21 protein-coding genes are annotated in these 19,533 nt (G+C 60.5%); 7 read left to right on the top strand and 14 right to left on the bottom strand.

Going from position 1 to position 19,533, the window contains the following annotated elements; all coding sequences use genetic code 11:
* Positions 1-48: 48 nt before the first annotated feature.
* Positions 49-621, bottom strand: a complete 573-nt coding sequence (locus tag LVW35_RS27685) for a mechanosensitive ion channel family protein (protein WP_028618427.1) — start codon at positions 619-621, stop codon at positions 49-51.
* Positions 621-2,531, bottom strand: a complete 1,911-nt coding sequence (locus tag LVW35_RS27690) for an ATP-binding cassette domain-containing protein (protein ID WP_233892885.1) — start codon at positions 2,529-2,531, stop codon at positions 621-623. Before LVW35_RS27690 ends, LVW35_RS27685 begins: the two co-directional genes overlap by 1 nt.
* 50 nt (positions 2,532-2,581) lie before the next feature.
* Here LVW35_RS27690 and LVW35_RS27695 point away from each other — a divergent pair, with 50 nt between their 5' ends.
* Positions 2,582-3,049: a TIGR02444 family protein gene (locus LVW35_RS27695; RefSeq protein WP_233892886.1), complete on the top strand. Its 468-nt coding sequence runs from the start codon at positions 2,582-2,584 to the stop codon at positions 3,047-3,049.
* Here LVW35_RS27695 and LVW35_RS27700 read toward each other — a convergent pair.
* Positions 3,046-4,233 (bottom strand): AlgP family protein, encoded by a 1,188-nt coding sequence (locus LVW35_RS27700; protein WP_233892887.1) that lies wholly within the window; start codon positions 4,231-4,233, stop codon positions 3,046-3,048. The genes LVW35_RS27695 and LVW35_RS27700 overlap by 4 nt on opposite strands.
* A gap of 192 nt (positions 4,234-4,425) precedes the next feature.
* Here LVW35_RS27700 and LVW35_RS27705 point away from each other — a divergent pair, with 192 nt between their 5' ends.
* Positions 4,426-5,103, top strand: a complete 678-nt coding sequence (locus LVW35_RS27705) for an FKBP-type peptidyl-prolyl cis-trans isomerase (protein ID WP_233892888.1) — start codon at positions 4,426-4,428, stop codon at positions 5,101-5,103.
* Between the two features lie 53 nt (positions 5,104-5,156).
* On the opposite strand, the gene rsd is transcribed toward LVW35_RS27705, so the two are convergent.
* From rsd to LVW35_RS27740, 7 genes are all read right to left on the bottom strand, one after another.
* On the bottom strand, positions 5,157-5,615 hold the full coding sequence (gene rsd / locus LVW35_RS27710) for a sigma D regulator (protein ID WP_233892889.1): 459 nt from the start codon (positions 5,613-5,615) through the stop codon (positions 5,157-5,159).
* Positions 5,616-5,825: 210 nt separating this feature from the next.
* Positions 5,826-6,347 (bottom strand): disulfide bond formation protein B, encoded by a 522-nt coding sequence (locus tag LVW35_RS27715; RefSeq protein WP_233892891.1) that lies wholly within the window; start codon positions 6,345-6,347, stop codon positions 5,826-5,828.
* A gap of 234 nt (positions 6,348-6,581) precedes the next feature.
* Complete coding sequence (locus tag LVW35_RS27720; RefSeq protein WP_233892892.1) at positions 6,582-7,823, bottom strand: heme biosynthesis protein HemY; 1,242 nt, start codon at positions 7,821-7,823, stop codon at positions 6,582-6,584.
* A 5-nt stretch (positions 7,824-7,828) separates the two neighbouring features.
* Complete coding sequence (locus LVW35_RS27725) at positions 7,829-8,953, bottom strand: uroporphyrinogen-III C-methyltransferase (protein ID WP_233892893.1); 1,125 nt, start codon at positions 8,951-8,953, stop codon at positions 7,829-7,831.
* Positions 8,954-8,971: 18 nt separating this feature from the next.
* Positions 8,972-9,730 carry a uroporphyrinogen-III synthase gene (locus tag LVW35_RS27730; RefSeq protein ID WP_233892894.1) on the bottom strand — a complete coding sequence of 253 codons (759 nt, stop codon included), beginning with the start codon at positions 9,728-9,730 and terminating at the stop codon, positions 8,972-8,974.
* Complete coding sequence (gene hemC / locus LVW35_RS27735; RefSeq protein WP_233892895.1) at positions 9,727-10,668, bottom strand: hydroxymethylbilane synthase; 942 nt, start codon at positions 10,666-10,668, stop codon at positions 9,727-9,729. Before hemC ends, LVW35_RS27730 begins: the two co-directional genes overlap by 4 nt.
* A 138-nt stretch (positions 10,669-10,806) precedes the next feature.
* Positions 10,807-11,553, bottom strand: coding sequence for a LytR/AlgR family response regulator transcription factor (locus LVW35_RS27740; RefSeq protein ID WP_233892896.1), 747 nt, complete (start codon positions 11,551-11,553; stop codon positions 10,807-10,809).
* Positions 11,554-12,058: 505 nt separating this feature from the next.
* Here LVW35_RS27740 and argH point away from each other — a divergent pair.
* Positions 12,059-13,453 carry an argininosuccinate lyase gene (argH, locus tag LVW35_RS27745; protein ID WP_233892897.1) on the top strand — a complete coding sequence of 465 codons (1,395 nt, stop codon included), beginning with the start codon at positions 12,059-12,061 and terminating at the stop codon, positions 13,451-13,453.
* Positions 13,454-13,578: 125 nt separating this feature from the next.
* On the opposite strand, the gene LVW35_RS27750 is transcribed toward argH, so the two are convergent.
* Positions 13,579-14,238, bottom strand: coding sequence for a glutathione S-transferase family protein (locus LVW35_RS27750; RefSeq protein ID WP_233892898.1), 660 nt, complete (start codon positions 14,236-14,238; stop codon positions 13,579-13,581).
* Between the two features lie 126 nt (positions 14,239-14,364).
* On the opposite strand from LVW35_RS27750, the gene LVW35_RS27755 reads away from it, so the two are divergent.
* The 3 genes from LVW35_RS27755 to LVW35_RS27765 all read left to right on the top strand — a co-directional run bounded on the left by LVW35_RS27755 (position 14,365) and on the right by LVW35_RS27765 (position 18,010).
* A complete protein-coding gene (locus tag LVW35_RS27755) occupies positions 14,365-14,649 on the top strand; it encodes a hypothetical protein (protein ID WP_016975869.1) in 285 nt (94 codons plus the stop codon).
* Between the two features lie 96 nt (positions 14,650-14,745).
* Positions 14,746-15,000: a TIGR02647 family protein gene (locus tag LVW35_RS27760; protein WP_010207442.1), complete on the top strand. Its 255-nt coding sequence runs from the start codon at positions 14,746-14,748 to the stop codon at positions 14,998-15,000.
* 169 nt (positions 15,001-15,169) lie between these two features.
* A complete protein-coding gene (locus tag LVW35_RS27765) occupies positions 15,170-18,010 on the top strand; it encodes a class I adenylate cyclase (RefSeq protein WP_233892899.1) in 2,841 nt (946 codons plus the stop codon).
* Here LVW35_RS27765 and rnk read toward each other — a convergent pair.
* The 3 genes from rnk to cyaY form a co-directional block, all read right to left on the bottom strand.
* The gene (gene rnk / locus LVW35_RS27770) at positions 18,007-18,420 is read right to left on the bottom strand and encodes a nucleoside diphosphate kinase regulator (RefSeq protein WP_010207444.1); all 414 of its coding nucleotides are present in this window, start codon (positions 18,418-18,420) and stop codon (positions 18,007-18,009) included. The genes LVW35_RS27765 and rnk overlap by 4 nt on opposite strands.
* Before the next feature lie 131 nt (positions 18,421-18,551).
* Positions 18,552-18,770 (bottom strand): DUF1289 domain-containing protein, encoded by a 219-nt coding sequence (locus LVW35_RS27775; RefSeq protein WP_233892900.1) that lies wholly within the window; start codon positions 18,768-18,770, stop codon positions 18,552-18,554.
* A 2-nt stretch (positions 18,771-18,772) separates the two neighbouring features.
* A complete protein-coding gene (gene cyaY / locus LVW35_RS27780) occupies positions 18,773-19,120 on the bottom strand; it encodes an iron donor protein CyaY (RefSeq protein WP_233892901.1) in 348 nt (115 codons plus the stop codon).
* Positions 19,121-19,358: 238 nt separating this feature from the next.
* On the opposite strand from cyaY, the gene lptM reads away from it, so the two are divergent.
* On the top strand, positions 19,359-19,529 hold the full coding sequence (gene lptM, locus LVW35_RS27785) for an LPS translocon maturation chaperone LptM (protein WP_233892902.1): 171 nt from the start codon (positions 19,359-19,361) through the stop codon (positions 19,527-19,529).
* Positions 19,530-19,533 lie beyond the last annotated feature (4 nt).

Below are 19,533 nucleotides of genomic sequence, written 5' to 3' on the forward strand. Positions count from 1 at the left end.
AACTCCGCCGACCAAAGGATGGCTATAAATTTTTACAAGATGTGAATGCTAGCGATCGCCAGGAAACACATGGGTGCCAGGCCAACGCCGCACCGAGCGCTGGAAGAACAAGCTATTGGGTACTTGCACCATTGCGCTGTCGGTACCGGCTTCGGCCACTTCGACCAACGTGGTGTAGAGCAGATTGATCGCCACGACCCGGCCCTTCACCCCGGGCTTGTCAACGGTATCCACCAGCTCGACGATATCACCCAGGCGAAACGGTCCAACGGTAAAAATCAGAATCGCGCACAGCAGGTTGGACAGCACCGACCACATGGCGAAGAACGCCACGGCAGCGACCGCGACAAACCCTGACAACGCCGTCCACAACACGGTGGCGGACACACCCAGGCGCCCCAGTACAAAAATCAGCGCACTGCCCATGATCAGCCAGCGCAAACCACCGCGCAGCGGCATCAGCAACTGCGGCGGAAACGGATAGCGCTCACCCAGGCGGGTCAGGCCTTTGGCGACAAAACGCTGGGCCAGGTAACCGGCCAGCAGGATCAGCAGGATTTGCACGCCGACCCAGACAGGCTCGACCCACTGCGTCGGTATCGGCAGTTGCAACGCTTCCATCAGGACAGCGCCTCCAGCTCCGCTTGCAGGGTCTCGAGCAGTTCGAGGGCCTCCATCCAGGTTTCCTCCAATTGCCCTTCGCGCACCTTGAGCTTGGCCTGCTCAGCCAGCAGGTCGCGTAACTCGTCCTTACGGGCAGCCTCGTAAACGGCGCTGTCGCCCAGGCTGCTTTCGATCTTGGCCAGGCGCTCATGCACCTTGCCCAACTCGGCTTCCAACTTGTCAGCCTCACGCTTGTGCGGTGCCAGTTGCTGACGCAATGCGGCGGCGGCCTGGCGCTGGGCTTTCTTGTCAGTCTTGTCCGGGTTGACCGGGGTGTTACTGACAGGTGCATTGCGCAGACGGTAATCCGTCAGCCAGCGCGCGTAGTCGTCCAGGTCGCCGTCGAAATCCTCGACTTTGCCATCCGCTACCAGCAGGAAGTTATCGGTGGTGCTCTTGAGCAAATGGCGATCGTGAGACACCACCAATACCGCACCGCTGAACTCCTGCAGGGCCATGGTCAGCGCCAGGCGCATTTCCAGGTCCAGGTGGTTGGTCGGTTCATCGAGCAGCAGCAGGTTCGGACGGTCCCAGGCGATCAACGCCAGGGCCAGGCGGGCTTTTTCGCCGCCGGAGAAATTCAGCACCGGCTCATCGATGCGCGCGCCACGGAAGTCGAAACCGCCAAGAAAATCACGCAGCGTCTGCTCGCGCTCGGTCGGCGCCAGGCGCTGCAAGTGCAGCAATGGGCTGGCCTTGGAGTCGAGGGAGTCCAACTGGTGCTGGGCGAAGTAACCCACCACCGTATTCTCGCCACGGGTCAGGTGGCCGGACAGGGGCGAAAGCTCCCCGGACAGGTTCTTGATCAACGTCGACTTGCCCGCACCATTAGGGCCGAGCAAACCAATGCGTGCGCCCGGCGTGAGTTGCAACTTCACTTTTTCCAGGATGGTTTTGTCGCCATAACCCAGGCGTGCATCGGAAAGATCCAGCAACGGGCTGGAGATCTTCACCGACTCGCGGAACACGAAGTCGAACGGCGAATCGACGTGGGCCGCCGACAGTTCTTCCATGCGCTCCAAGGCCTTGATCCGGCTCTGGGCCTGGCGGGCCTTGGTGGCCTGGGCCTTGAAGCGGGCGATGTAGCTTTCCATATGCGCACGCTGCGCCTGTTGCTTCTCGAACGCTTGCTGCTGCTGGGCCAGGCGTTCGGCACGGGCACGTTCAAACGCGGTGTAGCCGCCACGGTAGAGGGTGATTTTCTTCTGTTCGACGTGGGCGATGTTGTCGACCACGGCGTCAAGGAAATCCCGGTCGTGGGAAATCAGCAGCAAGGTGCCCTGGTAGCTCTTGAGGAAGTCTTCCAGCCACAGGATCGCATCGAGGTCCAAGTGGTTGGTCGGCTCGTCGAGCAGCAACAGATCCGAGGGGCACATCAGCGCCTGGGCCAGGTTAAGACGCATGCGCCAGCCACCGGAGAAGTCGACGACCGGGCGGTCCATCTGTTCGTTGGTGAAGCCAAGGCCGGCGAGCATCTTGCGGGCACGGGCGTCCGCGGTGTAGCCGTCGGCGCTGTCGAGTTCCGAGTGCAGGCGTGCCTGGGCGGCACCGTCCTGGGCTTTCTCGGCCTCGGCGAGGTCGTGCTGCACCTGGCGCAGACGCAAGTCGCCATCGAGCACGTAGTCGATCGCGATGCGGTCCAGGGTGTCGATTTCCTGGCGCATATGGGCGATGCGCCAGTCGGCGGGCAGCAAGCAGTCCCCGGAATCCGGGGTCAGCTCACCCAGCAACAGGGCGAACAATGTGGATTTACCGGCGCCGTTGGCGCCGATCAGGCCGGCTTTGTGACCGGCGTGCAGGGTCAGCTCGGCGTCTTCGAGAAGACGTTGCGGGCCACGCTGTAATGTTAGGCTTTGAAGTCGGATCATAATGGCGGCGGAGTCTATCAGCTTCGTTGGCCGCTGGCTTGGGTGTGAATATGTGCGCTGACCTGTGGAGCTTTGCCCTCTCGACTTACGCCCGCCCAGGGTGCGAAGCCGCTTGCCTGCGTTTGCAGAAGCACGGGGCAGATGTGTGCCTGTTGCTGTGTGGCGCGTGGTTGGAGCAGCGTGCCGTGGCAGTAACCAACGAGCGCCTGCAAGCGCTTAAACAGCTTGCCAGGCCCTGGCAGACACAGGTGATCGAACCGTTACGGCGGGTACGCACACAATGGCGCGGCATGGCGCAACAGGATGAAGATCTGGCGGGATTACGCGAGCGGGTCAAGGCTCTGGAGCTGGACGCCGAACGACAGTTGCTGACGCGACTGGAGGCACTGGCACAAACGTGGCCGGCTGGCGATGCGATAGACCAGCGACTGTGGCTGGAAGGACTGACGCCTGAGGATGCCGCCAACCTTGACCACGACGCGCTGCAGCAGCTGCGCGTCGTGGCCACCAGCACTTAGGAAGCGCTGGTTGGGGTGGTGCTTGGCGCTACCGGAGCAGGGGTGCTGCTGGCCGGTGCAGTCGGAGCGGTGGTTGCTACCGGGGCGGCGGCAGGCGTTGCTGGCTTGGCCGGTGCTGGTTTCGCAACAGCTGGCTTTGCAGCTGCCGGTTTAACAGCTGGCTTGGCGACCGGTTTTGCAGCCGCAGGTTTAGCAGCTGGCTTGACGGCCGGTTTCGCAGCAGCAGGTTTAGCGGCTGGCTTGGCGGCTGGTTTTGCAGCAGTGGTTTTAGCCGCTGGCTTGGCGGCCGGTTTCGCAGCAGCGGTTTTAGCAGCTGGCTTGGCGGCTGATCTTGCAGCAGCGGTTTTAGCAGCTGGCTTGGCGGCTGGTTTTGCAGCAGTGGTTTTCGCAACTGGCTTGGCGGCTGGCTTCGCAGCGGCGGTTTTAGCAGCTGGCTTGGCGGCCGGTTTCGCAGCGGCGGTTTTAGCGACAGGCTTGGCAGCTGGTTTTGCAGCAACGGTTTTAGCAGTTGGCTTGGCGGCCGGTTTCGCAGCGGCGGTTTTAGCGACAGGCTTGGCAGCTGGTTTTGCAGCAGCAGGTTTAGCAGTTGGCTTGACGGTCGGCTTCGCAGCAGCAGTTTTGGCAGCTGGCTTGGCGGCCGGTTTCGCAGCGGCGGTCTTGGCGGCAGGCTTGGCAGCTGGTTTTTTGGCAGCTGGTTTTGCTGCCGCTTTAGCAGGTGCCTTGGCTGCAACAGCTTTGCTTGCAGGTTTCTTCGCCGCACTTGCTGCAACAGCCTTTGCAGGCGTACGAGCGCCCAAAACCTTAGCTACAGCCTCCTTCACACGACCAACGCCCTGGGCCAATTTCAGGCTTTCCTGAGCATCTTTTTTGAGTTGGGAAATGTAGGCGCGGGTTTCAGCCTGGCGATCCTTGAGGGCGTCGAGCAAGTCCTCAAGTTCTTTGACAGCGTCTTTGGCTTTGGCTTGAGCCTTGGCCTTGCCGGCAGTCGCGGCGTCTTGCAGTTTGGTGCGGGATTTGTGCAGCTTTTCTTGCGCTTTACCGCGTTGTTTTTCCAGCTTGGCGAGCAGTTTTTCTGCATCGGCCAAGGCTTGGGAACAAGCGCTTTCCAGATGTTCGAGCAAGCTGCCCGAAAGTTGTTGGAGTAAATGCAACGGGGTATTAACAGGCTTCTGTTTGGCCGACATGGTTTACCTCCTGGCTGACGTGGGTGCGGCTCATACTAGCCCTCTGCTCTTACCGCCGCTAGGGCATGTTGACAGTATCGTTTGCCTTGCGTTGCACGGTGTGAAAATTCTTATCGATATAACGGAAATACGCGGCACTTTTTACGTCTTCACACTGGCATAATCCGTCGCACTTTCGGCGGGAGGATGCCTATGTCGCGTTACTTTTTTCTTGTGCTTGGCTTGGCGATTTCAGGGGTGCATGCGAGCGAGCAATCGCCGTCCAAAACACCTGACCAGGCTCAGCACGATCTCGCCTACAGCCTGGGCGCCAGCCTCGGCGAACGCTTACGCCAGGAGGTCCCCGACCTGCAGCTCCAGGCGCTGATCGATGGCCTCAAGCAAGCCTATCAAGGCAAACCTCTGGCGCTGGACAACACGCGCATCGAGCAGATTCTTGCCGAGCACGAAGCGCAGACCGAAGCCGATGTGCAGGCACCTAAAAGCGAAAAAGCGCTCGCGGCTGAACAACAATTTCTGTCCAAGGAGAAAACCGCAAACGGTGTGCGCGAACTGGCAGACGGAATCCTGCTCACCGAACTCACTCCAGGCACGGGTAACATGCCGAAGGCCAGTGACCAGGTTCAGGTGAAATACGTGGGCCGTTTACCCGATGGGACAGTTTTCGATAAGAGCACACAGCCCCAATGGTTTCGTCTGGACAGCGTGATCAGCGGCTGGCGCAGTGCACTGCAACAGATGCCGGTGGGTGCGAAATGGCGCCTGGTGATTCCATCTGCGCAAGCTTACGGCGCCGACGGTGCCGGTGAGCTGATCCCGCCCTATACACCGCTGGTGTTCGAGATCGAACTGCTCGGCACCCGACACTGACCCAATAAAAAACGGTGCGCAATGCGCACCGTTTTTTATTCCGCGACCGAAGATCAGGCCTGGGTTACAGGCTCTTCCTTGTGCGCGTTATGCAGCACTTCGATCAGGCAGTCTTCGAGTTCGAATCGCTCGTGAAGCAGCGCGCCCAACAGTTTGAATTTATCTGCCACGCAGTTACCGGCATCACACAGATCGGTGAACTCGAGCAGCTTTTCAGTGATGACATCGATGCGCGGATAAATGGTTTCAGCCAAATCGAGACCACGCTGATCATCGAAGGCTTCTGCCTCCTTGGTCAGTTGCTCATAGACACCGAAGTGGCCGGCAGACACGTAGTCCACCAATACACCGCAGAAATCCTGCAGCGGTTCGCGGTTTTCAGCCAATGCCTCAGGCTTGGCGCCTAGAGCATCAAAGGCCCGAACAAGTTCGTGACGTGCCTTCAACCAGCTGTCGATCAGCTTGTGCACCCCACCCCAGCGTTCCTGAGCATTCTGACAACTTTCCAGCATGATGATCTCTCTTCCCTAATAGGGGCGCTGCCGCCTGGTGCCCGCGCAACACTTCAAGGATAAAGCAGCAGCCGGACAAGGCCGCATCTGACGTAAGGTTTCAATAACACGTGCGGGCCAGATTATGCCCGCATGACTATGGCTTCAAGGTACGCAGGAGAGAAAGTTCATACAAGTGTTTAATCCCGTCCTACAAACCGCGACTGCCCTTCAATGCCTCGCCGGGCGCAAACCTTGGCTCAAAAACAGCCGTGAGAATTGCATGACGCCCAGTATCAACATTCCAACAAAGAACAACAGGCTCCACTCGGCGAGACTTAATTCAAATAGCGTCCAGTTGATTTCCACGCAGTCGACAGTGCCTTTGACGGTCGATTGCAGGGCCTGCCATAACGACAGGTTTTCGATCATGTAATGCAGACTGGGCCAGCAATCGGCCGCTTGGTCCGGCGGGGCATTTTGGAGCAATACCTGGCGCACGGCGGTCATGGCACCGAGCAGCGCAAGGCCCATACTTGCCAGCCCATACAGGCAGGTAGCGGAGCGCTTGGGGTTGTGGAGGCAGGCGACCAAATTGATCAACGTGAGGGCAGCCAGAAACACCCGTTGCATCTGGCATAGGAAACATGGACGCAACGAGACACCAAACTCGAGGTAAAATGACGCGCCCAATGTCAGCGCACCCGCCAGGAACGCAAGGAAAAACAAGGGGCGTGAAGGGGCCAAAGACATGCTTTATCCGCATCGCGAAAGATAGGTCGCTACGGTAGAGGAAAGGCCTGACCCCTTTCAATACGTGCCAGAGCAGACGATTCCGCGAGAGCGTAAGGACTTCCCGCCAGAACATGGAAGACGTTGGGCAAAGAAGCGTCGGACCTTGCCCACAAACCGTCTGATCCAAGTCTTTCGACACCATCAAGGGTCGGCCGCAGATATGTCTGAGCCAACCCTCGCCAATGTCCTACATCAAACGCGCGCAGGAACAGGCAACGGTGACGCCAATAGACGGTTATCCAACAATCCCAGGCCTTCCTGGAACAGCTGGTTACTGCGCTCGGTGTCGCCCAGCCGGGCCAATAAGCGCGCGAGCTCGGCACAGGCCTCAGGGTTGCGCTGCACCTGCAGGCTGCTTTCCAGATAATCCCGCGCCTTGCCCCACAGGCTGTTTTGCAGGCACAGACGGCCCAACGTCAGCAGCAGGCTTGCATCGCCGGGGTGATCCTTGAGCCAACCTTCGGCGAACTTCAATTGGCGGGCTGTATCACTGCCTCGCAGCAACCCGTACAGCCGGATCAAGTGACTGTCGTAGCCGCGCTTGATAGCGCCACGCAACGCTTCCTCGGCTTTGGCATCGGCGCCCAGTTGGCGCAGTTGTTCGGCGTAGGCCAACACCAATTGCGGTTCCTGGCGTTGGGCCGACGTCAATTGTTGCCAAGCCCGCTCAAGAGCCTGCAAGCCTGCTTCGCCCTGCTCTTCGCGCTGGGCCGCAAAACTCAGGTTCTCACCCCAGGCACGACGCTCAAGCTCGGCCAGTTCGCTGGCAGGCAGCACTTTATCCTTGCGCAATTGCGGCAGCAGGCGAATCACCGACGACCAATCACCCCGCTGTTGATGCAGGCGCTGCAATTGACGTAATACCTGCGCGTTATGGGGATGACGCTCGTGCATCGCCTGCAAGGTAATCAGTGCGCCGTCGGTGTCGCCACGATCCAGTTGCAGTTGCGCATGGCTCAAGGCAACCGCCAGCTCGGCCTGGGGCTGGCGCTCCAGGGCGCGCTCCAGCAAGCCATCGGACTCTTCGTAACGCCCCTGCTCATTCGCGGCACGGGCCGCGCCGAGGTAGTACAACAGTGGCTGGCGTTCGGCTTCGGCGGCACGGTGCAGGTGGCGCTCAGCGCTGGCCCAGCGGCCTTCGGCAAGGTCCATCTGACCTTGCTCGATGGCGATCTGCACGCGACGGCTACGATTGCGCCGCGACCACGGGTTGACCACGCCACCAGAGGTGGTGAGCAGGCTCAACAGCACACGAATCAGGTAGATCGCCAGGCCGATGGCAAACACCGCAACCACGGTCGCCCATAGGCTCGACTCGTAATGCAGCACATGAGGGTAGGTAATCAGCACGTAGCCGGTGTGTTTCGAAATGCCCACAGCCAGCGCCAGCGCGATTGCAATCGCCAGCACCAGGATCACATAGAAACGCTTCATCGGCTCTACTCCTGCTTCGTCGACGTGGCCGCCGGCGTCGCCGCCGCCTTGGCTTCGTCGGCAGATAGATGACGTCGCTCAAGGTATGCCTGCACTGCAGCCAGGCTCGCGGCCAGGTCCGGCGTCACCACCGACACCGCCTTGGGCTCAAGCTCGGCGATACGCGCCAGCATCGCTTTACTCTGCGGGTTGTCCTGGTTGAAGTTGTCTTGCAACACGCTGCGTGCCTCGCCCAGGGAACGGCTGTAGACCGCCGCCTCGCCATTGAGCGCCGCCCATTGTGCTTGCTCCAGGGCCAGGCTCAGGGCCAGGCGCACCTGGTTCAGACCTTGGCCGGCCAGCAGCGGACGGATGTTGTCGTCGGGGTTGAAGTCGATGCGGAAGTAACGGGAAATCTGCTCCCACCACTGACTCCAGCGGCTTTCCGTATCAGAAGTCGGACGCCCGCCGGAAGCAGGTTCGGTCAGTTGATACTCAGGGGCAATGGCCGCCAGTTGCACGACCTGGTCACGCAAGGCCGCCAATTGCAGGTATAAACCGGTGCGGTCCGGCTGCTCAGTGCTGCGCAGCGCGGCAAGGCTCTTGGCCAATTGCTCGCGGGCAGCATAGGAGCCTGGATCGCTTTGCTCGCGAAGAATTTCGTCGGCACCCTGGACCAATGCCTGGGCGCTGTTGATATCTTGCAGGGCAGAGAGGCGCAGGCTGGCCAGGCGAATCAAGTGCTCCGCCTCGGCCAGGCGCCAGTCCTTGCGGCTGGACCCCAGCACGGTTTCCAGGCGCTGGCTCAGACGCTGCTGATCACCCTGCAACTGGGCCACCAAACGCCGACGCTCCTCGAGCTCCTCCGCACCCGGCAACTGCGCCAGTCGCGCCGCCAGTTGTTGCTGGCTTTGCTTGAGAGACTGGGATTGGTCATCAAGGCTCTGCACCTGGCCCAACTGCTGCTGGCTGCTGGCTTGCAGGGCGCGGACCTGCCAGATTCCCCAACCGCCGGCGGCAACACCGGCAGCGCCGAGCAGCAGGGCGGCGATTGCCAGGCCATTGCCACGGCGCGGCGCGGTGACCGGTGACTCAACCGGCGCATCAAGTGCGGGTTGGGTTTCATCTTTAGGCAAGGCTGTTTCGCTCACGTATCCGTCCTTTGCGTTTCAGAGAGTGGGAACGGTATAGCTCCGTATCGCCACTAACAAAGCCGCGGCACTCGCACCGCGACAATCCACAACTTTTTCTGCGCCAGCGGCCCGCGCCATTTCCTGGACTCGCGGGCTTGGCACGAACAACGGCAGCTGTGCCACCTGTGGCCAATCGGCTCCGGCCAGGGCTTGCAGGTGTAAAAAACCCTGCCCACTGCTGACCACCAGGCCGTTCAAGCGTTCCAACTGGATGCGGTGCATCAGCGCCCCAGCGTCGTAGGCCGGCAGAAAACGGCGATACAACTCCAGATAGTCGACACTAGCACCTTGCTCGCGTAAACGCTCCGCCAGCAGTTCGCGACCGCCCTCGCCGCGCAGGATCAACACATGGGCATCGGGGCGTGCGATAGCCTCGCGCAACGCAGGCAATTGAAGCAAGGCCTCGCTGTCGTCGCCAGTAGGCGGATACTGAACATTCAGACCCTGCTCGGCCAGCACCTGCGCGGTGGCAGCGCCGACACTGAACCATGCCAACTGCGGCCACGCGCGCTCAAGCTGCGCCACGGCAAGGCGCGCCGCAGGCTTGCTGACGACGATCACCGCGCAGTAGCGCCCCAGGTCATGGAAGACGGCTTGCTGTTCAGGTGTTACGGGGAGCGGCTCAATATCCAGCAAAGGCAGGCTGCTGCTGAAAATGCCTGCTTCGGACAACGTGGCCGCCAGGGCCATCGAATCCTCGGCAGGCCGCGTCAGCAGCACGCGCCATTCGGTCACTGCGGACCGGCCTCGCCGTAGACTTTTTGCAGGATCGCACCAGCGCCCTTGCCCAGCAGTTCCTCGGCCACCCGAATCCCCAAGGCCGTAGCTTCATGTTGCGGGCCGCGCACCTCGGCAGTCAGCAGCGTGCCGCCATCCGGGTCGCCTACCAAGCCACGTAGCCACAGGTTTTCACCTTCGAGCACCGCGTAACAGGCGATCGGTACCTGGCAACCACCGTTGAGGTGCTTGTTCAGGGCACGCTCCGCTGTGACGCGCACTTCGGTGTCGTGGTGATCAAGGGGTTTGAGCAGGGCGTGGATTTCACTGTCGGCAGTGCGGCACTCAATGCCGACCGCGCCCTGGCCGCCGGCTGGCAAGCTGTCTTCTACGCTGATGGCCGAGGTGATGCGGTCTTCGAAGCCCAGGCGAATCAGGCCAGCCGCTGCAAGGATGATCGCGTCATATTCACCGGCGTCCAGCTTGGCCAGCCGAGTGTTGACGTTGCCGCGCAGAAAGCGGATCTGCAGGTCCGGCCGCCGAGTCAGCAGCTGCGCCTGACGACGCAGGCTGGAAGTACCGACGACGCTGCCCAAAGGCAACGTGTCCAAAGAGGTGTAGGTGTTGGAAACAAAAGCATCACGCGGATCTTCGCGCTCGCAGATGCAAAACAGGCCCAGGCCTTCGGGGAAGTCCATGGGCACGTCTTTCATGGAGTGCACGGCAATGTCGGCTTCGTTCTCCAGCAGCGCGGTTTCAAGTTCCTTTACGAACAAACCCTTGCCACCGATCTTCGACAGTGGCGAGTCAAGCAGCTTGTCGCCGCGACTGACCATGGGCACCAGGGACACTTTGAGACCAGGATGGGCTTGCTCAAGACGAGCTTTGACGTATTCGGCCTGCCACAAGGCCAGGGCGCTTTTACGGGTGGCGATGCGGATTTCGCGAGGGGACATGGATCAATCCGTACTGAATAGATACGGCAGATAATAACAGCTCAGGCAAATACGCTTTGATTTGAATCAGCAAGTGCGGGGCCTCCCTGGCCGCGACGCACCGGGATAAGGAGTACAAGCCGCGACGCGGCGCTTGGACTAAAGCTGCTGCATCATCTTGCGCACACCGGCGACATGCCTTCGGCTAACGATCAACGCATCGCCGTTAAGACCTTTCAGGAATAACTGAAAGTGCCCAAGAGGCGTGCGTTGCAGGCGTTCAATTCGCTCGCGAGCCACCAGCGCGTTGCGGTGGATGCGCACGAAGCGGTCGCCGAATTCATCCTCAAGTGCCTTGAGCGGCTCATCAAGCAACACCTCGCCACCTTGGTGGCGCAGGGTCACATATTTGTGATCGGCAATAAAATAGACCACCTCGCCCAGAGGGATCAGTTCGATGCCTTTGCGGGTGCGGGCGCTGATATGGCTTCGCGGCCCGTTACCACTCTGGGCGGCAGGCTGAGTCAGGGCTGCGAGCTGGACGCGGGTTGGGCGCTCGGCCTTTTTCAGGGCCTTGAGCAGTGCCTCGCCAGCCACTGGCTTGGTGAGGAAGCTGACACCGCTGGCTTCCCGCGTCTCGGCGGAAAACTCTTCACCTGCCGCGCAAAACACCACGGCGGGTGGCGACTCTCGCTCACTCAGTCGGGCGGCAACTTGCAGGCCATCGAGGCCCGGCATACGAATATCAAGCAACACCACATCCGGCTTGAGGCTGTCGATCAGCGTCAACGCCTCTTCGCCCGTGGTGGCGCTCGGCTCTAGTACTGCATAACCCTCGAGTTCACTGATCAAACGGCTCAGTCGCTCGCGGGCTTGGGGTTCGTCATCAACGATCAGGACATTCATATTGCGCTGGATTCCTGCGTGAGTCTCGCACAAGGATAGCGTAGACAGGTGCGGTGACTTGCGTCACAGCGATCCACGCTAAGACTAGCGCGAGCGGCAAAAAGTGCCCTGAGAGTGGCACCCATATTTACCCGGACTTGTTCAATAGCGCCCAAGACCTGCTGCCTTCGGGCATCGTCGTAGGGTTTGCTGATACACAATCCGGATACCCCCCTTTTAAAATGGATAGTCTGGGCTCTGACCGCATCACCCGACTTTGGTGCATTCATACACTATCAGTCCAACTGTAGACGCTCACTGAGAGGACATTGCTCAATCGTCAAATATCGTTTCAATAAGCATCTGCCCCCAGTCTCGTCCTGGACGCGTTCGGCGGCAAGGCACTTAGCCATCCTTGGCGCAAATAAAAATGCCGACGACCCGCAGCACCGCGCCCACGGGCAACCCTGTTATTATCGCCGGCATACTCCCATGCCTCTTTATTAAGCAGATCACGAGCGAATCCATGAGCACCGACAAGACCAACCAGTCCTGGGGCGGCCGCTTCAGTGAACCCGTCGACGCCTTCGTCGCCCGCTTCACCGCCTCCGTCACCTTCGACCAGCGCCTGTACCGCCACGACATCATGGGCTCCATCGCCCACGCGACGATGCTGGCCAAGGTCGGTGTGCTGACCGACGCCGAGCGCGACAGCATCATCGACGGCCTGACCACCATCCGTGGCGAGATCGAAGCCGGCACGTTCGACTGGCGCGTCGACCTGGAAGACGTGCACATGAACATCGAGGCCCGCCTCACCGACCGCATCGGTGTGACCGGCAAGAAGTTGCACACCGGCCGTAGCCGTAACGACCAGGTGGCCACTGATATCCGGCTGTGGTTGCGTGATGAAATCGACCTGATCCTGTCCGAGATCACCCGCCTGCAGAAAGGCCTGCTGGAACAGGCCGAGCGTGAGTCAGACACCATCATGCCGGGCTTCACTCACCTGCAGACCGCGCAACCTGTGACCTTCGGCCACCACCTGCTGGCCTGGTTCGAAATGCTCAGCCGCGACTACGAACGCCTGGTCGACTGCCGCAAGCGTGCCAACCGCATGCCACTGGGCAGCGCCGCGCTGGCCGGCACCACCTACCCGATCGACCGCGAATATACCGCGCAATTGCTGGGCTTCGACGCCGTGGGCGGCAACTCCCTGGATGGCGTGTCGGACCGTGACTTCGCTATTGAATTCTGCGCCGCCGCCAGCATTGCGATGATGCACCTGTCGCGCTTCTCCGAAGAGCTGGTGCTGTGGACCAGCGCGCAATTCCAGTTCATCGACCTGCCGGACCGCTTTTGCACCGGCAGCTCAATCATGCCGCAAAAGAAAAATCCCGACGTGCCCGAGCTGGTACGTGGCAAGAGCGGCCGCGTGTTCGGCGCCTTGATGGGCCTGCTGACCTTGATGAAAGGCCAACCCCTGGCCTACAACAAGGACAATCAGGAAGACAAAGAGCCGCTGTTTGACGCGGCCGACACCCTGCGCGACTCACTGCGCGCGTTCGCCGACATGATCCCGGCGATCAAGCCCAAGCACGCCATCATGCGTGAAGCGGCGCTGCGCGGGTTCTCTACCGCGACTGACCTGGCGGACTACCTGGTACGCCGTGGCTTGCCCTTCCGCGACTGCCACGAAATCGTCGGTCACGCCGTGAAGTACGGTGTGGACACCGGCAAGGACCTGGCGGAAATGAGCCTGGAAGAACTGCGTCAGTTCAGCGACCAGATCGAGCAGGACGTGTTTGCCGTATTGACCCTGGAAGGCTCGGTGAACGCGCGTAACCATGTGGGCGGGACTGCGCCGGCGCAGGTGAAGGCAGCCGTGGCGCGCGGCCGGGAATTACTCGCCAGCCGTTAAAAGCTTCGCGAGCAAACCCGCTCCCACACTTGACCGCGTTCCACTTTAGGAATGCCGTCAAGTGTGGGAGCGGGCTTGCTCGCGAAAGCATCACCACAGGCACCTACACCACAGGCACCTACCCTCTATTTCTTGGCAGCGATCATCGCCATAAACGCCGGCATCGCCGCCTCCCTGTCCGCCGCCACCTTTTGGGCGTTGGGCATTGCATGCAATTGCTCCAGCAACGCCTTGGCCTTAGGCATCTCAGCCAGCACATCCAACCCAAACAGCTTCTCGCCCACCGCACAGGCGAGGTTAACGCTGTACATGAAGTACAGATCCGCAATCGTAAAGCTCTCCCCCGCCACATACGGCGCGAACTTACCGTGCCTGCCCAGCGAACCGAACCCCAGCAGCAACTCGGCCTTGGACTTCTCCTTGATCGCGTCTGGAACAGGCATGCCAAAAAACGCTTCGGCAAAACAGGCGCGAGCGGGCAACTCGATGTACAGCTCGATTTCCCGGCACAGCGCCAGCACCTGTGCACGCTGGAACGGCTCGGCCGGCAGCAGCGCTGGCCCTTCCTGGCTGTGCTCGATGTATTCAAGAATCACGCTGGTTTCGTTGATAAAACCCTGCTTCACACCCAGCACTGGCACCTTGCCACGTGGGCTCACGGCCAGGGCTTCAGGGGTTTGGCCGGCGTAAAAAGGCACCTCTTCGAAAGGCAGCCCTTTCTCCAGCAGCGCCAGCTTGACCATGTTGTAGTAGTTGCTGACCGAAAATCCGTAGAGCTTGAGCATTGCGGGTGCCTCCAGGCCGGGAATGGGGTTGGCTGCACGCTTTATAGCGTTCAGGGCCTGGTCCCGCCAGCAGCATCACCTGCCTGAATGGGGGTAGACTGGCGCCCTTTCCTTGAGGAGCCTGCCATGAGCGAGCCGACCGATATCGACAACGACGAAGAAGCATTCGCCGAAACCACCCTGATCGAAGCGATCGAGAACCAAATCGAAAGCGAAAACCCACCGGCGGCCAAGGCCACGTTCAACAAACTGACCCTGGTCGGTTACGAACGTGAGGAAATTCTGCAACTGATGGCCCACGTGCTTGCCGTCGAGATCGACGCGTTGCTGGAAGAGGACCGCGCGTTCAATACCGAATGGTATGAAACTGCACTGCGTGCCCTGCCGGAATTGCCGCCCGAAAAGCAATAAATCCAACACGCGGCAACACACTGGACAGTTCGGCAAAGTGCGTTCACCTTATGGCCTGCTAGCCTCTAATAAATTCTTAGAAAGTCTGGAGTCCTTATGTCGTATACCCCTGAGTTGGTTGCCGAACTGGAAATCCTTGTACTCTTCCCATTGGACAGCACCAAGGAAGGTCTGAAAGTCCACCAGACCGCCGCGCCTACTGCCATCGCCGCTGCCAAACGCCTCCACGCGAAAGGGCTTATCGACCAGCCGGACGGAGGCTACCTGACCAGCCTTGGCCGAGATGCCGCAGAGCAGGCCCAGACCTTGCTGACTATCTTGACCACTGCCACCACCAAAGAAGCCGCCTGACTACCGGATACCGCCCATGGAGTCCGCCACGTGCGGGTTCCGAGGGCGTTGCCGTGGAAGTGCGAAAATTTTGACACCAAAGCCCATTTCCCTCTAAACCTCCTACGCTACTGGCTGTAAACTCCTACACGGCCGCCCACGTCGGGCCCTGCGAGCCACCGAGTTCGACATGACCCGCACCCATGAAATCCGCCCCGACCTGGACGAAGGCATCGACCGCAAGGTGCTGGCCCAGTTGCGCGCGCGGTTCATGGCCCTCAATGAAGGCCGTATGGCGCGGGCGATTGAGGGGCTGACGCCGCGCCAGCAAAGCGTGCTGAACCTGTTGCCGCTGTTTTTCCACGTCAACCATCCGCTGCTGCCGGGCTATGTGTCGGGTAGTACCCCAGCAGGCTTGTCGAATTTCGAACCCGACGCCCAAGCTCTGACCGAAGCCCAGCGCCTGACTCGCTCGTTCTCCTACAAGCCACGCCATGGCAACCCGCCGCGACCCATCCATGGCCTATTCCTGATGGGCAGCCTGGGCACCCTCGCCCAGGCCGACCAGAGCGACATGGATGTGTGGGTGTGTCACGCCGCAGACCTGAGCGAGACCGAGCTGGCCGAGTTGCGCAAAAAATGTCAGTTGCTGGAAGCCTGGTCGCTGACCATGGGCGCCGAGGCACACTTCTTCCTGATCGAGCCGACCCGCTTTGTGCTCGGTGAGCGCGACACGCAGTTGAGCTCCGACGACTGCGGCACGACCCAGCATTACCTGCTGCTGGATGAGTTCTATCGCACCGCCATCTGGCTGGCCGGGCGCACGCCGATCTGGTGGCTGGTACCGGTGTATGAAGAGACACGCTATGCCGAGTTCACCCACACGCTGATTTCCAAGCGTTTTATCCGCGCCGATGAAACCCTCGACCTAGGCCATCTGGCGCGCATCCCCCCGGGCGAATTCATCGGCGCCGGGCTGTGGCAGTTGTTCAAGGGCATCGAGTCGCCCTACAAGTCGGTGCTCAAGCTGCTGCTGACCGAGGTCTACGCCAGCGAACACCCGAATGTGCATTGCTTGAGCCTGCGCTTCAAGCGCGCGGTGTTCGCCAACCAGATGGACCTGGATGAGCTGGACCCGTACATCGTGGTGTACCGCCGCATCGAAGAATACCTCAAGGCCCGCAACGAACCCGAGCGGCTGGAACTGGTGCGGCGCGCGCTATATCTGAAGGTCAATCGCAAGCTCAGCGCCGGCCAGCGCACCACCAGTTGGCAACGCCTGCTACTGGAGCGCCTGGCCCATGAATGGGGCTGGGACCAGCGCCAATTGGCGCTGCTGGACAGCCGCAGCCAATGGAAGGTGCGCCAGGTCGCCTCTGAGCGCCGAGCGCTGGTCAATGAGCTTAATTACAGCTATCGCTTCTTGACCCAATTTGCCCGCACCGAACAGACCGTCAGCCTGATCAACAAACGTGACCTCAATGTGCTGGGTCGACGCTTGTACGCTGCCTTTGAGCGCAAGGCCGGCAAAGTCGAGTTCATCAACCCCGGCATTGCCCCGGACCTGGCCGAAGACACCCTGACCCTGGTGCAATCGCCCAACCGCAAGGAGCCGGGCCAGCACCACTGGGGCCTGTACAATGGCAACCTTACGGCGCTGGAATGGGAACACTTCGCGCCGATCAAGCGCAGCCGCGACCTGCTGGAGATGCTCACCTGGTGCCATCGCAACGGCGTGATCGACAGCAGCACGCGCCTGGCGCTCCATCCGGGCACCAGCGACATGACCGAATTCGAGTTGTTCAACCTGCTGGGCAGCCTGCAACAAACCATTGCCCTGCCCCTGGCCAGCGTTGATGAAGAGCGCCTGCTGCGCTCAGCGGTACCCGAGGAAGTGTTGCTGCTGATCAACGTCGGCGTAGACCCGCTCAAACATCACCGCGACCTGAACATCCTGATGACCACCGAGCGCACCGACTCCCTGAGCTATGCCGGTGCGCGCGACAACCTGGTGCTGACTCTGGACCAGGTCACGCTCAATAGCTGGAACGAGGTGATGGTCAGCCGCTACGACGGTCCCCACGCACTGCTCGATTGCCTACGCGATTACCTTAATCAGCTGCCGTCGGACCACCTGCCACGCCTGCGAGTACGCTGCTTCTGCCACAACCGTGCACAGTTCATTGCCCAGCGTGTGGAAGAAATTTTCGACACCGCGCAGAACCTGCTGCTCGGTCAGGGCAATCACCGCTATTTGCTCCAGGTGCAGCAGCATTATCACGTCATTGAGCTGATACCGGGCCAGGCCAACCATGTATCGCTGGCGACCCAGGATGCGCTGATCGCCTACCTCAGCGAAGAACTGGCCAGCTACAGCCCGCTGCACCTGGACGCCATGGCCCTGGAAGAACACGACCTGGCGTTGCTGCTGCCGATGGGCATGGCCGATTGCGTGCAGGTGTTCTACCGGGTCAACGAAAGCTTCGCAGAGCTGTATGTCCTGGATGAATTCAACGCGCTCTGGCAGCAGCGCCTGCCGTTTCACGATGAACAGAGTCTGTTGGCGCCTTTGCAGCGTTTCTTGCAGTCGATCATTTATCGCCGGGATGCGCTGTCGCCGTTGGACCAGCAGGAACCGCTGGGCGCGGTACAAATCTTGTATTACCAGCTACTGCCATCAGGTAGTGGCCGCGCGCGCGGCATCGAGCCTCGGCCCGCACCGCTTAACCCCGCGAACAAACCGTTTTACGACGTGCAGGCGATTATCGGCAAAGCCGCACCAGGCCAGGTGGGCATTACCTTGTACTGCAATCAGCGGGAGTTTTCCGAACTGGAATTTGGCGACCAACTGTTTGCAGTGGTCGCCCAGCAAATCGTCGGGCAACGCCGGGAGACCGAGCGTTACCGCTGCTACATCACCGACCTGGACTTGTCCGGCCTGCTCGGTGATGTGCAAAGCCCGAGCAACCTGTATCTTCGTTACAAGGCCGAGCTGGAGCTGTCGCTCAACGAAGCGCTGAGTAATATTTAGAGAGGGAAGGCGCCGCCATCTTTGGGCTGGCCTTCAACGCTGAGCAATTCCAACTTGAGGGTCTTGCCGCCCGGAGCGGGCCAGTCGATGTGCTGGCCAACCTGCAGGCCCAGCAAGGCACTGCCCACTGGCGCCAGGATCGAGATCTTGCCTTCATCCGCATTGGCGTCTTTCGGATAGACCAAGGTCAGGTGGTAGTCCTTGCCGCTGCCTTGCTCACGGCAATGCACGCTGGAGTTCATGGTCACGACACCCGCAGGCACTTCATCGTGGCCAACCACGTCTTCGGCGCGGTCGAGTTCGGCTTGCAACGCTTCGACGCCGGGAGATTCGTCGCCCAGGCGGTCGATCAGTTGCTCCAGACGCTGCACGTCAAGACGGGTGAGGATGATGGACGGTGCGGTGGTCATGATTCAGGCAGACTCCTTTTTTCTGCACAAAAAAGCAAAACCCCGCCAGGAAAAGGCGGGGTTCTCACGGGCCTCGATGAGTTGAGGCGTACCCGGACACTACCACAGCGTCACAAATAAACAAGACGGCCTCAGGTGTGGGCCCGGCGCTGCTCGGCCTCGGCGCAGATCACCCGGCGCCGGGCATCGTCGGCAGAGCGCCATTCACGGATCTCTTCCACGTGGCGCAAGCACCCGAGGCAGACTTTCTGCTCGTCCAGGCGACACAAACTGATACAAGGTGTCGGCACCGCCGGGCTGACATTACTGAAGAGCGGCTTGGGCGGGCGGACAGGTGCAGGCTGGGTCACGATCAGTTCTCGTCCTGCCCCAATTCATCAAAGTCCAGCTCTTCGCCGGTATATTCCTGGACCAGGCGCGTGAGCATCTCGCCCAATAGCTCTTCACTCTTGTCACACTGCCATTTGCCGCTTTCTTCGTCGTAGTCGAAGTGCACGCCACCGGAACGTGCCGCGAGCCACAGCTGACGCAGCGGCTCCTGGCGGCTGAAGATCAGTTGCGGGCCGCTTTCGAACTTGACGGTCAGCACGCCGGCCGAGTTTTCCAGGTCCACGTCCAGGCCGCTGTCGTCGAAAATATCTTCCAGCGCCTGCTGGGTCGCATCCACCAGGTCGTGAAAACGGGCTTCGGTCAAACTCATTGTGGCAACCTCAAAAGTGTCTGGTTTTGCTCAAGCGCCGCACGATACGGGCGAGCCCCGCCGATTGCAAAGAATACCGATTTCAACACGATTGACGGTGTGAGAAATCCTCAAACAGCGTAGCTCGCTTCCCGGCCGTGTCGGCAAACCCCCGCCGGACGGGTATTCCAGCGCATAGGCAAGCTGGCGGGTGGTCGGTATACTCGGGCGCAATTAATGCTTATTCAAGGATTTCGCCATGAAGCGCCTGATCTCTTCCCTTGCTGCGCTCGTCGCGCTCGCTTGCCTCGTTAGTGCCTGTGGTCAAAAAGGCCCGCTGTACCTGCCCGATGACAGCAAAGACCCGAATGAACAGGCGCAATCGTCGCAAAAACCTTCCAAAGCGCATAAGCACGACACCTACGAATAAAGGT

Source organism: Pseudomonas sp. HN11, from assembly GCF_021390155.1.
Classification (GTDB): Bacteria; Pseudomonadota; Gammaproteobacteria; order Pseudomonadales; family Pseudomonadaceae; genus Aquipseudomonas.